Genomic DNA, 13,677 nt, shown 5'->3' with positions numbered 1-13,677 from the left:
CAGAACGATTCGTGAAAAATTAAAACTAGAAGTTCCCTTAATTATTTTCTCTTTTATTTATTTTGTAGTTATTTCATTTTATGTAATGAAATATTTGAATCAAGGTTTAGGTACAATTCAAACAGATAAATATATTTATTTGGGTTCATCGCTTAGCGAAATTATTACAAATATATTTACTGAACCTAAATATGTGTTTTCGTTATTATTTGAATCTCCTGATACGAATCCCGAATATTTTGGCATTAAGTCTGAGTTTTATTATATGTTCTTAGTGTCAGGTGGATTTTTAGTTTTAATCAATCCAAAATATTTAATCATGATTATTCCATTAATTGCACAAAAAATGTTTTCGAATTCTGAAAGTATGTGGGGAATAAAATCTCATTATAGTATAGAATTTGTGCCAATTATTATTTTAGCAGTTATAGATTTTATTCAAAAATTTTCATACTACAAGCAATTATTTTTAGTTTCTGTATTTTCGCTTATTACTATATTAGCAACAATATCAAGCATCGATAATTCAAGGGCATTGTATTACGATAAAGTAAATGTTGCTTTTTACAATTCCAAACATTATAAATCTGACATTAACTTTAAAGATTACGAGCAATTTGAAAACGAAATACCCCAGAATGCTATTTTATCAGTATCTTCCAATTTAGCACCTCGATTGGCTTTTAGAGATAAAATATATCATTTCCCAAATATTAAAGATGCAGCTTATGTTTTTGTTTATAAGAAATCTTATTATCCTTTTCATTCTTCTGATGAGCTGAATTCATGTATAATGGGATTAATTAATTGTCGTGAGTTTATTAAAATAAAAGAATCGACCAATTTTGTTCTTTTAAAAAGAGTTAATTATAAATATACATTTTTATAGGAAATAATTATAAAGAGAATAAATGAAATTAGATACAGTTACAAGTATTTTAAATTTTTGTGAAAGATACGATTTGTCTTCCATCATGCAAATAGCTCATGAAGTACGAATGCAAATAAACCCTTCTAATGAAGTAACTTGGCTTATTGATAGAAATATAAATATCACAAATGTATGCACGGTTCAATGTTCTTTTTGCAATTTTTGTAGAGGTTCTCATAGCAAAGATGCATACATAACAACAATGGATGAGTATAGACAAAAAATTGAAGAACTTTTTGCAATGGGAGGTGAACAGATTTTGCTTCAAGGGGGCTTACATCCACGATTAGATTTAAACTATTATCTTCAACTGTTCAGTTTATTAAAAAAAGAGTTCCCAAAATTAAAGTTGCATGCTTTAGGACCGGCCGAGGTTTTTTATTTAGCAAAACAAGAAAAAAAAAGTATTGAATATATATTAAAAGCGCTTATCGATGCCGGACTCGATAGTTTACCGGGTGCCGGAGCTGAAATATTGAGCAATCGGGTACGAAAAATAGTATCGCCAGCGAAGTGTTCTGCCGATGAGTGGCTTCAAGTTATGAAAGTAGCACATAGTCTTGGGCTTGTTACCTCGGCAACTATGATGTTTGGCCATGTAGAAACCCTATCAGAGCGTTTTAAGCATCTTTTAGCATTGCGTAAATTGCAAGAACAAAAGCCACCAGATGCTCCCGGATTTTTAAATTTTGTGCTTTGGCCTGTACAATTAAATGGTACTCGTTTAGAAAAAAAGTATCGCCTTAATAAAGTAACAGCAACCGAATATATTCGTATGTTAGCTATCAGTAGAATTGTTTTAGATAATATACCTCATATTCAACCTTCTTGGCTAACAGTTGGTAAAGATGTTGCACAGGTTTGTTTGCATGCGGGTGCCGACGACATGGGCTCGATAATGATCGAAGAAAATGTGGTTTCGGCTGCTGGAGCTCATAATACAACCATTGCTATTGATGGAATGAAGCAAATGATTACTGAAGCAGGATTTATTCCTCGTCGTAGAAATCAACGATTCGAAAAGATTGATTAAAATTACTTTAGCATAAAGGTATCGCTACCAATTTGCTTCCCATCGCAAAAAATATCAACATTGTAAACTCCTTCGGTTAGGCTACCATCATTGGTCCAATATATACACATGTCGATGTCTTTGTTTTGGTAGTCAATTTCGCGTTTGGCAGAGTATAGTATAGTATTTCCCATAAACGAGAATAATTCTCCATCAGGATTTGGAAGAATTTCTTTATTGGGGCGAGCAATTCTAATATATACAAAACGATTACCAGGTTTTACAATTGCATTTTCGGTGAGTGTGAAACATACCCTAATTTTGGTGGTGCGTTTTGCTTTACTTACTTCTTTGGCTTTGTCGTTAACGGCTACTGAAGTAATGTTGATAGCTCTTAAAGTGCTGGCAATATCAACTTTTTGTTCAAGTTCTTGTTTCTTTAGAGTTAAATCTTCTTTTTCGGTTACTACTTTTTGGTAGTCGGTTTTAACTTTTCGATTTTCTTCAGTTAATAATTTATTGCGAGTATTGAGCGAATCAATTTGTACAATATAACTTCGCATAATTTCTCGAAGGGTGCCTAATTCTTTTTTATATTGGTTTATTTGATATGCATTCGCCGATTTAATGTTTTTTATCTCTTCTAATAATTCTTTTATTTTATTTTTTTCTTGTTCTAGTTCTGCTGATATTTTTGAATTATCTGTTTTAAGTGTATTATATTGATTGAGCATATCTTTGAGTTGTTCTTCAATTTGTTGTTTTTCATTCTCGGTGTCTTTGAGTTCTACTTGCACATAGACCTTTTCTTTGCGCATGGTGTAGAATTTATAAATAAAGAAAATGTTAGATAATAGTAGAAGAATGATTGTGATTAGCATCAATAACGATGCTTTTGATTTAGGATTATGATTGATTTCGTTTTCCATATTTTTTTTTGCAAAAATAGAATAATTAAACGTTATTTTGAATTAAGCATAACGTTAAAAAAAACTAACAAATTATGTATATCGAATTTTTCTACCTGGACGTAAAATGGTTTTTCTACTAATTTTATTGAGCTTACACAAGCGGGTTATTGAAACGCCATATTTACGAGCAATTTTTCCTAAGTTGTCGCCCTTGCGAACAGTATGGTAGCGTGCTTTATGAATTTCGGTAAGATAATTAAAGAGGCATTGGTCTAAGGTTATTGACGTGTATTTTAAGGATTTATTTTGAAAGTTAATGATTTCATTAGGGTTAATAGGACCTCCTAAATATCGTATTTCAAAATGTAAGTGAGGACCGCTTGAATGTCCGGTATTGCCACCAAGTGCAATTATTTCACCCGATTTAACTTCTTGATTAGGGCTTACTAAAAGCTTCGATAAATGTGCATATAGTGTTTCTAAGCCGTTGTAATGCCTCACAACAACAGTATAGCCATATGACTTGCTATATTTAGCAATCCGAACTATACCATCAAAAGCAGAAACAATGGTATCACCTATATTTAGTCCAACGTCAATTCCATAATGATATCTCCAGCGACGCCAACCAAATTCAGAAGTAATTCTATTCGATGTAGTTGGAAATGTAAAAAAATGTTCATTATTTACTAATTCAACGGTTTTGTTATTATCAAATAGGTTCATCTTACTTTTGTAGGGATGGATGTTAATCGTATCCCAAAAGAAATATTGGTTGTATGCGGGTACGTCAAAATAATGGTCTATTGTATGGGGTTGGTAATATACATTTATATTAGCGTTAAAAATGTCTTCTTCTTCATATTCTTCATCATTAATAGGTCCGGCCGAAAAAGTATCTACCGACAATGGCAATACTAGTGAGTCTTGTGCATTCATTAAAAAGGCACAAAAAATTAGAAACATTAATATTAAATGACTTACTTTCAAAATAATAAAATTATAAGGTGATAACGTAAAATCTATGTTCACAAATGTAGCTATATTTTATAAAAATTCAATAGCTTATTCAAATATTTAGATTATTTTTGTTAAAAACTATTTGTTAATAACTTTTTTAATGAAATAAGAAATATGTTATGCTGGTAAAAGTTTATGCAAGTGCTGTTTATGGAATAAATGCAACTACAATAACGATTGAGGTAAATGCTATTCAAGGTATAAAATATTATCTTGTTGGTTTGCCCGATAATGCTGTAAAAGAAAGTTTACAACGTATAGAATCGGCGTTGAAGGTAAATAATTACCGTATGCCAGGTCAAAAGGTTATTATCAATTTAGCTCCTGCCGATATTAAAAAAGAAGGATCATCGTACGATTTGCCCATTGCCTTAGGCATTTTGGCTGCAAGTGGACAAATTCATGCACCTAAATTAGATGAATATGTGATTATGGGGGAACTTTCGCTCGATGGCAAAATACAGCCCATAAAAGGAGCTTTGCCCATTGCCATTCAATCGCGTAACGAAGGCTTTAAGGCTTTAATCTTGCCTAAGCAAAATGCTCGTGAAGCAGCTGTGGTGAATGATATCGATGTATATGGTGCCGAAACGCTTTCAGATGTTATCGATTTTATTGAGCAACGAAATCCACTCGAGAAAATATCGGTCGATTTAGAGCAGGAGTTTTATGCTAATTACAATAATTATCAAATCGATTTTGCCGATGTAAAAGGGCAAGAGAATGTAAAACGGGCATTAGAAATCGCTGCTGCAGGTGGGCATAATATTATTTTAATAGGTCCACCGGGTGCAGGAAAAACAATGTTGGCTAAACGAATTCCTACCATATTACCACCACTTACTTTAGACGAAGCTTTAGAAACAACAAAGATTCATTCGGTTGCTGGTTTGCTCGATAAAAATTCATCGCTGATGACGGTACGCCCCTTTCGTTCACCTCATCATACGATTAGCGATGTTGCGTTAGTGGGTGGTGGTACTTTTCCGCAACCGGGTGAAATTTCACTCGCTCACAACGGAGTGCTTTTTCTCGACGAATTGCCGGAGTTTAAGCGTACTGTGCTTGAAGTAATGCGTCAGCCACTCGAAGATCGTTTGGTAACGATTAGCCGAGCCAAATTTAGTATTGAATATCCGGCAAGTTTTATGTTAGTGGCTTCGATGAATCCTTGTCCTTGTGGATATTACAATCATCCCGAAAAAGAGTGCGTTTGTTCGCCGGGTGTGCGTCAAAAATATTTAAGCCGTATTTCAGGACCTTTGCTCGACCGTATTGATATTCATTTAGAAGTGGTGCCGGTTCCTTTTGATAAATTAGCAGGGTACAAGCAGAAAAACGAAACAAGCGAGCAAATTCGTGAACGCGTGATAAGGGCTCGGAAAATTCAGGAAGAACGCTATAAAGAAATAACCGGTGTTCATTGCAATGCACAAATAAATAGTAAGCAAATACAAAAGTATTGTGTACTTAACGATGTAAGTAATACCTTATTGAAAAATGCAATGAATCGTTTAGGACTTTCTGCGCGTGCATACGATAGAATTTTGAAAGTGTCGCGAACGATAGCCGATTTAGAAGGAGCAGAAAATATTATGCCCGAACATGTAGCAGAAGCTATTCAATATAGAAGTCTCGATAGAGAAGGATGGGCTGGATAGGTTGTTTTATTGATGTGATGATTAGTTGATGTGATGATGAATTGATTTGGTTAAGTTTGATGAATTAGAAATCATGATATGTGTTCTTTATTAAAATTTTTTCTAAATAATTAGATGTTGATAATTTGATTATTTTTGAAAGAATTTTATTTTTTAAAATTTATGATGAAACGCAGTTTATTAGTACTTATTGGTTTATTATTCACTACAAATATTTTTTCACAAGGGAGTCAAGCGGTTGTTTTAATTTCGGGTAAGGTAGTCAACGAGCGAAATATGCAACCGGTCGAAGCTCGAATTGTTTGGGAGTTGTTACCCGAAGGCAAAGAAGTTGGCATTGCTCGTTCAGACCCCAGCAATGGAAATTATAAAATTATACTCCCACACGGTAAAAAGTATGGTTACATGGCGCTTGCCGAAGGATATTATTCGGTTACAAAATTCCTCGATTTAACTAACTTAGAACAATATACCGAAATTGACGAACAAAATTTGTTTTTAGCTCCGGTAATGGAATCGCAGGTTGCACGCTTAAATAATGTTTTTTTTAAAGATGGTAGCGATGAATTTTTGCCTGAATCTATTTGCGAATTGGATAGGTTTGTATCGTTTTTAAAGGTAAATAAAAAAGTTACAGTTGAAATAGCTGCACATACCGATAATGTTGGCGACGATAATAAAAATATGGAATTGTCGCAACGTAGAGCCCAAAAAGTAGTCGATTATTGCATAAGCAAGGGCATTAAGAAAGAGCGATTGGTAGCCAAAGGGTATGGCGAAACCCAACCCATTGCTTTTAATGGTGACGAGGACGGAAGAGCGATGAACCGTAGAATTGAGTTCAAGGTTCTTTCGGTTAAGTAATATCAGTTAGTCAAGATGGGTATAAATCTTTTAGAGCAAGGTTAAGTTAGTGTTTTTCTCCAACCACATTTGAAGTATCAGCAAATTCCAAACTCTTCCATAAAGATAATCGTTCCCCGAAGCATAGTTGTTTAATAATTGTTTTACAATATGAGGATTTAATATGCCTTGTTGTTCAATTTTTTCAAGATTCAAGTAATCGTTTATTAGAGGTTTAAGCTCTTTTTTGAGCCAATGATTGAGCGGAAGGGCAAATCCCCATTTGGGTCGGTCAAAGTAGGAAGGGGGAATATAATCGAATAATACTTGTTTGAGCAGATATTTATCGCAACCCTTTTTGTGTTTAAGTTCCGGTGAAAGATTGAAAGCGAATTCGGCTATTCGGTAGTCAAGCAGTGGTACGCGAACTTCTAAGGCATATTTCATCGAGGCTCTGTCAACTTTTACCAATAAATCGTCTTTAAGGTAATAACAAAAATCAAACATAGCTTGTTGTTCAACAATATTTAAGGCTCGATGGGTAATGTTAGGCTTGCGAAACGATGCTGACGAATGATAATCGAGGCGAAGCAAGGAACTTATTTCTTGTGTTCTAAAAAAATATTGTTCTTGTGATAAAATATGTGCTGGTAAAAAATCGTTGTTTGAGTAGCGGAGCATTTCTGCGATTCTTTTTTGTCGGCTCTTTCCTAATGCTAAGCAAGCTGCTAATGGATAACGTAGGCTTTTAATCATGGGATTGGAGAGCCTTTTTGCCCAGTGATAAGCACCGTAGCCCCAAAAGAGTTCGTCGCCACCATCGCCGCTCAATACCATCGAAACTTCGTTTTTAGCAAGTTTTGATACAAGCATGGTTGGTATGGCCGATGCATCGGCAAAAGGTTCATCGTATTGGGTAATAATATCATGAATCAGCAAAATCGCATCGTTGTGCGTAACAGTAAATTCGGTATGCTGAGTGTGTAAATAATCAGCAACTGCTTTAGCATAGGGAGCTTCATTGTATTTTGCTTCTTTAAATCCTATGGAGAAGGTTTTGATATTGCCGGTTAATTGTTGAGCGATGGCTGCCACTACCGACGAATCGATACCTCCACTTAAAAATATACCATAGGGAACATCGCTAATGAGCCTTTGTTGTACAGAACTAATGAGCAATTCCTTTAGTTCGCTTTTTGCTTGCTCTACATTTTGAATGCTTTGTTTTTTTATTTGTTCACTGATATTCCAATATTTTTGAATGGTAAAATTTCCTTTTTTTAAAATACCAAAGTAGCCTGCCGGAAATTTATAAATATTTTTATAAATGGTATGAGGTTCGGGGATAAAACCAACATGTAAATAGTCGGTAAGTGCTATTTTGTTTATCGTTAATTTGCTTTTAATAAAATCGAGGGTGAGCAATGCCTTCAATTCCGAAGCAAAAGCAAAATGGTTCCCATCCCAAAAATAAAACAAGGGTTTTATTCCAATCCTGTCTCTGATAAGGGTAAGCGTTTGTTCGTGCCTATCGTATAGGGCAATGGCAAACATTCCATTGAAACTATGAATGGCTTCTATTCCTTGGTTAGCAAGGGTCTCTAAAACAACCTCGGTGTCGGAATGTGTGTGTTGTTCAATACCAAACTGTTGTGCTATTTCGTTGTAGTTGTAAACTTCTCCGTTAAATGCAATAACATATCGTTGGTTGTGCGAAAGCATAGGTTGATTGGCATTTTCTGAAAGGTCGATGATGCTAAGGCGGGTATGTCCAAGTGCTACGGTATTTTCAGAAAAATGCCCTGTGGCATCGGGTCCACGATGTTTTAGTGCATCGGTCATTTTTTTTAGGGAATCAATCGCTAAGGGCTGATTGAAAGAAAAATACCCACAAATACCGCACATGTTTAAAATAGAATTTTAATGCCTATTACTGTAATATCGTCTGTTTGTTCGTAGCAATTCGACTCGCAATGTTGCCATTGATAAACAGCTTGTTCTAATGATTTTTTCTGTTCATTCATGCTTTGGTGAGCATGGGCAAGTAAAACGTTTTCGTATTGTTTTGCTAAGAACTTTTTGCCATGAAGTCCGCCAAATTGGTCTTTAATACCGTCGGAGTTAAGGTAAATAATATCGCCTTGTTTGATTTCGATGACATGGTTGGTAAATGATTGCATTCGCTCGTATATAGCAACTGGCATTTTGTCGCCACAATATTTGATAAGTTGATGGGTTGTTGGTTGTTCGTTTTCACACGTTCTAACTAAGTAAATAGTATTATTAGCTCCGGCAAATTGCATTTCGTGTTTGTCTTTGTCTATTGCAATAAATGAGATGTCCATGCCGTCTTTTTGTTCACCTTGTTTGCCCTTTTGATGCAGTGCATGAATAATGCCTTTTCGTAATTCTTCGAGGACTTGTGAGGCGGTAGTTACTTCTCTTTTTCGAACAATTTCGTTTAAAAGACTAATGCCTAACATACTCATAAAAGCGCCGGGAACTCCGTGCCCGGTACAATCGGCAACAGCAAAAACATAAATATTATCGATATTGGTAAACCAGTAGAAGTCGCCTGAAACAATATCTTTGGGTTTGAAGAATATAAACAAGTCAAATAGTTCGTGCAAACGTTCAAGAGCATACGATGGTTCGGGCAAAACGGCCTGCTGAATATTCGAGGCATATTCGATGCTGTCGGTTAACTTTTTGTTAATGATTTCAATTTCTTCTTTTTGAGCTGTTACAATATCGCGTTGGGTTTCAATTTCTTCTTTTTGCTTGCGAATTTCTTCGTTGGCAGTTTGCAGTTCTTCGTTCTTGAGTTCAATTTCCTTTTTCTGTTGATTTAATAAAGCATGCGATTTTTTGAGTTGCAGATATAGTTTCGATAGGAAAAATGAAAATACCACAACCGTGAAAAAAATGGCTAAAATAAAATAGATGATGATTTTTTGTCGTTTTTGTTGTAGTTCGCTTTTTTCGAGCTTAATTTGTTTTAATTCATTTTCTTTATTTAATTTTTCTATCTGTAATTGTTTTTTTTCTGTTTCGTATTTAGTTTGCATTTCGGCGAGTACTTGAGTACTGTGCTCGGAGACTAAGCTATCGCCAAGCTTCATTACTTTATCAGCATAATCGATGGCCATTTTGTAATTGTTTAAACATTTGTTAGCTCTATAAATATAAATATATGCTTCTAAACGTTCTGCATTTACCTTAGATAGTATTGAGAGTTTTTCGAGTTTTTTAGCATATTCCAGTGCTTTTTGTGAATATAATTTTTTTTGAGCATCGTTTTTAATAGAATCAGCTAATATAAGATAAGCATTTGCAATACCTCCAAGGTTATATAAATTACCAATTTTATCGCCTATTTCATGGTCAATTTTATCTGATTTTAGATAATATTCAAGTGCTCTTTCATAATTTTTCAATTGTGAATATATGGCTCCTAAATTGGAATAGCAGGTAGATTGACCTTGTTTGTCGTTTAATGTTTCGTAAATGCTCAATGCCTTAAAAAAATATGTGATGGCTTTAACTAAATCGTTTTTTTTGTAATAAACGCTACCTATGTTTGCTATAACATTGGCAATTCCTTGTTGGTCGTCTAATTTTTCTTTAATAGGAAGTGCTAAATGGTAATAACGAAGTGCCTCGTTGTAATTTTTTTGGTCTTTATAGAGGTTACCTAAATTTATATAGCAAGCCGATAATCCTTTGGGGTCATTTGTACTTTCGAGCAATTTCATTTGTTTGATATAAAACTCCATGGCTTTTTCATATTCACCTTGACGATGGTATATGATGCCTATATTGGAGTAAACGTTTGAAAGTTGGACTGAATCGCGAGTGGCGATGGCAAAATTCATCGAATACTTGTAATATTTGATAGCAAGATCGTAATTGCCTTGGTAGTAGTAGGCTATGCCAATATAACGAAACATGGCAGCCATGCCTTTTTTGTCGTCAATAAGAGAATAGGTTCGCAAGGAATGAAAATAATATTCTAAAGCCTTATCGAGTTCTGAATGAATGGTATTAATGATGCCAATATTTTTGAGTGCTATTGCCTTAAGTTGAAAGGCTCTTTTTTGGGCATCGAATTGATGAGAACTGTAATATATAACATCGGCGTAACGAATAGCTAATAAATTGTATTTGGTAGCACTATCGTATGATACATTTTCGTATTCATCGGCTATTTGAATTAAGTTTTTGACTGTATTGGTGTCAATTTTATGGCTTTTTATTTTATTAAATAAAGAATCAATTTTTTTATTATCTTGAAATGAATATGCTTTGAAAGCTACGAAGACTAAACACAATACAGTAAAGTAAACTTTTTTCATGCTTTTCAATTAAACGCTTTTTATACGGAAAAAAGCATGTAAAGTTAGAATAAAAATTTAATGAAATAAAAAAGGTTGACTTAAAAGCCAACCTTAAAAAGTGATGAATTTGTTTTTTACTTGTGTTCTGCTAAATAGTTAGCAATGCCATCGAATGTGGGTTTTAATGCTTTTTGTCCTTTGTGCCAATCGGCAGGGCATACTTCGCCGTTTTCTTCGAAGAATTGCCAAGCATCAACAATGCGGAGTGCTTCTTCGATACTACGTCCTAATGGAAGGTCGTTTACTACCTGATGGCGAACAATACCTTCTTTATCGATGAAGAAAAGGGCACGATAGGCCACTGGTGCACCATTGAAAATAGCTTTGCCGTTTTCGTCGTAATCGTATTCACCTGCAAGTATGCCATAGTTTTCGGCAATGGTTTTGCTCGAATCGGCTACTAATGGATAAGTTACGCCCTTAATACCACCGTCTTTTAATTCGGTATTGAGCCATTTCCAATGCGAAAATTCACTATCGGTTGAACAACCTACAACAGCTACGTTGCGGCTTTCGAATTCTTTTAGCTTGTCCTGAAAAGCAATGATTTCGGTTGGACATACAAAGGTAAAATCGGCGGGATAAAAGTAGAAAATAACATACTTTTTACCTAAAAATTGGTCTAAGCTAAAATCGTTAACAATTTCGCCACCGTTTACTACGGCTTTTGCTTTAAAACTGGGAGCTTTTTTTCCTACTAATACTGACATAATATTTGATATTTAATTAGTTAAACATAATAATTGATTCAATCTAAATCGGTACTAAATTACTATAAATTATTTTTTCCACCAAATTTCCAACCATGTTTTAAAGAAAAATTAACATATGTTAGTAGAAGCTTGTTTAGTTTTTTTTTATGTAATGAAGTAAAAAGTGCATTATTGTGAATAAGCGTTCATCCATTCTGTTATAGCTATGCGTCAATTAAAGAAGATACTATTATTTTTTTATCGATTAACAATTTTTGAATAGTTGAGCAATTTGACCGATGTTGCAACTAAAGGAAATGACAAGAGGTTAATGTATCTTTAGCCAATATACTATATGTTTCAATTGAGGTTTTTCTAAAATTAAATTGGTTATAACGGTAATCATTATTTAGAAGAATAATTTATACCTTTGTGCCCACTTTTGGCGATGGAGTTCGCCCTTAATTGCAATAGTGCTGATAACTCCTACTTCTTATATTTATTAGCATTTTTATGATTAGTATTTATTTAATTGCTGCTTTTTGGTTTTTAGCCGCGGTGCTATCTACCATTATGGCTAATCGCTTAAAAATCTCTATGGCTTTAATGGAGATTTTAGTAGGTTCGGTAATAGGCTTTTTTGCTTATAAGTTGGGCTTTTTCGATCATCTTTCATTACAAGCCGATTGGTTAAAGTTTTGCACAGGTTTAGGTGCCGTGATGCTTACTTTTTTAGCTGGAGCCGAACTCGATCCCGATACCATAAAAACTAAAATTAAAGAAGTTTCGGTGGTGGGCTTAGTGGGATTTTTTGCGCCTTTTGTGGGTAGTTTTTTAGTCGCTTATTATTTAATAGGCTGGGATATAAGAGCTAGTTTGTTGACAGGTATAGCCTTATCAACTACTTCGATGGCAGTAGTTTATGCTGTTATGCTGGAGTATGGTTTTAATAAAACCGAATATGGTAAAGGCATTTTAGGTGCTTGTTTCATAAACGATTTGGGTACCGTTATAGGATTGGGAATTATTTTCGCACCTTTTACATACAGAACGCTTGTTTTTGTGGTAGTTACGGTGTTATTGATTTTTATACTTCCTATTTTTACCGATTTTTTGATAAAACATTTTGCCTATAAAACGGCTGAGATAAGAGCCAAATGGATATTGTTTGTATTGCTTTCGATGAGTGTGCTTGCTTTATGGTCTGACAGCGAGCCAGTATTACCGGTATATATCATTGGAATGGTGCTTGCGAGAACAATGGAAAAAGATGGGCATTTTGTACGAAGACTTAGAACTTTAACGGTAGGTTTTTTAACACCATTATACTTTTTAAGAGCCGGTGCGTTGATGTCGTTGCCTGCACTTGTTGCTGCTCCTTTTGTATTTGTTTTACTCTTTGCTGCAAAAGTAACTTCAAAAATATTTGGTTTATATCCTACAATTCGTATTTTCAGGCATCATCAGAAAGAACGCTGGAATTATAATTTCAAAAAGTTTACACGTGAACGGTGGTATTATACACTGCTGATGTCAACTGGTTTAACTTTTGGAACCATATCAGCATTATTTGGCTTATCGCATAATATCATCAGTCAGGAACAATATTCGTTAATTGTAGGCACTGTTATTGCCAGTGCCGTTATTCCTACACTTATTGCCAATAAATTTTTTATGCCTACACATTTACTCAAGAAGCCGCGTGTTTTTGATGATCAAGTCCCTGATGAAAAAGATATTAAACGCGATTTCTAAGCTTAAAGTCAATATTAAGCATTTATTTGATCGAATCTGAGTTTTATATAGGCATAGTCTTAATATCTTATAAAGACCATTTCAAAAATAAAAAATAACGAACCCTTTGCAAAACTAAAAAACGTACTCGTTTATTGTGATAAAAATTTCAAATTTATTTTAATTATTTGTATTGCTTTTTATCTATTACATTAGAACAATCTAAATGATAAAAAAGAAGCAATGTGTAACTTTCACGTCATGGCGAGCGAACGCATCCCCTTACCGTCTTTGCGATTCTTCTCTTAAAAAAGAGAAGAAGAAGCAATCTCCACCACACACACAACACAATGAAAACGTGCATCGGAAAGATTGCTTCTCCCGATTTCTCGGGACCAAAACACCATGCCAACCCTTCATTCACAATGACGAGAAGGGATGGCAATAACAAAAAAGAGTTTTGCAAAGGTCTCATA

10 protein-coding genes (1 of these 10 running past the window's edge) are annotated in these 13,677 nt (G+C 34.4%); 5 read left to right on the top strand and 5 right to left on the bottom strand.

The window, feature by feature from the left end; genetic code table 11:
* Both HPY79_03475 and mqnC read left to right on the top strand, forming a co-directional pair.
* Positions 1 to 889, top strand: the 3' portion of a protein-coding gene (locus HPY79_03475) for a DUF2079 domain-containing protein (protein ID NSW44874.1). The gene continues 596 nt to the left of window position 1, outside the view; 889 of the gene's 1,485 nt are visible here — the last part of the coding sequence; its start codon lies off the left edge, out of view; its stop codon occupies positions 887 to 889.
* 22 nt (positions 890 to 911) lie between these two features.
* Positions 912 to 1,964 (top strand): dehypoxanthine futalosine cyclase, encoded by a 1,053-nt coding sequence (gene mqnC / locus HPY79_03470; protein ID NSW44873.1) that lies wholly within the window; start codon positions 912 to 914, stop codon positions 1,962 to 1,964.
* Positions 1,965 to 1,966: 2 nt separating this feature from the next.
* Here mqnC and HPY79_03465 read toward each other — a convergent pair whose 3' ends face one another.
* Together HPY79_03465 and HPY79_03460 are read right to left on the bottom strand one after the other, a co-directional pair.
* Positions 1,967 to 2,872, bottom strand: coding sequence for a hypothetical protein (locus tag HPY79_03465; protein NSW44872.1), 906 nt, complete (start codon positions 2,870 to 2,872; stop codon positions 1,967 to 1,969).
* A gap of 72 nt (positions 2,873 to 2,944) precedes the next feature.
* The gene (locus HPY79_03460) at positions 2,945 to 3,793 is read right to left on the bottom strand and encodes a peptidoglycan DD-metalloendopeptidase family protein (protein NSW44871.1); all 849 of its coding nucleotides are present in this window, start codon (positions 3,791 to 3,793) and stop codon (positions 2,945 to 2,947) included.
* A gap of 200 nt (positions 3,794 to 3,993) precedes the next feature.
* On the opposite strand from HPY79_03460, the gene HPY79_03455 reads away from it, so the two are divergent.
* Both HPY79_03455 and HPY79_03450 read left to right on the top strand, forming a co-directional pair.
* Positions 3,994 to 5,535: a YifB family Mg chelatase-like AAA ATPase gene (locus HPY79_03455; protein ID NSW44870.1), complete on the top strand. Its 1,542-nt coding sequence runs from the start codon at positions 3,994 to 3,996 to the stop codon at positions 5,533 to 5,535.
* A 162-nt stretch (positions 5,536 to 5,697) separates the two neighbouring features.
* Entirely contained in the window at positions 5,698 to 6,399 is a 702-nt protein-coding gene (locus HPY79_03450; protein ID NSW44869.1) for an OmpA family protein, read from the top strand.
* Positions 6,400 to 6,429: 30 nt separating this feature from the next.
* On the opposite strand, the gene asnB is transcribed toward HPY79_03450, so the two are convergent.
* The 3 genes from asnB to HPY79_03435 form a co-directional block, all read right to left on the bottom strand.
* Positions 6,430 to 8,283, bottom strand: coding sequence for an asparagine synthase (glutamine-hydrolyzing) (gene asnB, locus HPY79_03445; GenBank protein NSW44868.1), 1,854 nt, complete (start codon positions 8,281 to 8,283; stop codon positions 6,430 to 6,432).
* A gap of 2 nt (positions 8,284 to 8,285) precedes the next feature.
* Complete coding sequence (locus HPY79_03440; GenBank protein NSW44867.1) at positions 8,286 to 10,733, bottom strand: tetratricopeptide repeat protein; 2,448 nt, start codon at positions 10,731 to 10,733, stop codon at positions 8,286 to 8,288.
* 116 nt (positions 10,734 to 10,849) lie between these two features.
* The gene (locus HPY79_03435; protein NSW44866.1) at positions 10,850 to 11,485 is read right to left on the bottom strand and encodes a peroxiredoxin; all 636 of its coding nucleotides are present in this window, start codon (positions 11,483 to 11,485) and stop codon (positions 10,850 to 10,852) included.
* A 495-nt stretch (positions 11,486 to 11,980) separates the two neighbouring features.
* Here HPY79_03435 and HPY79_03430 point away from each other — a divergent pair, with 495 nt between their 5' ends.
* A complete protein-coding gene (locus tag HPY79_03430; GenBank protein NSW44865.1) occupies positions 11,981 to 13,222 on the top strand; it encodes a cation:proton antiporter in 1,242 nt (413 codons plus the stop codon).
* The last annotated feature ends 455 nt before the right edge of the window (positions 13,223 to 13,677 follow it).

Source organism: Bacteroidales bacterium, assembly GCA_013314715.1.
Taxonomy (GTDB): domain Bacteria; phylum Bacteroidota; class Bacteroidia; order Bacteroidales; family GWA2-32-17; genus Ch61.
This window is presented reverse-complemented; position numbering and strand designations above follow the sequence as displayed.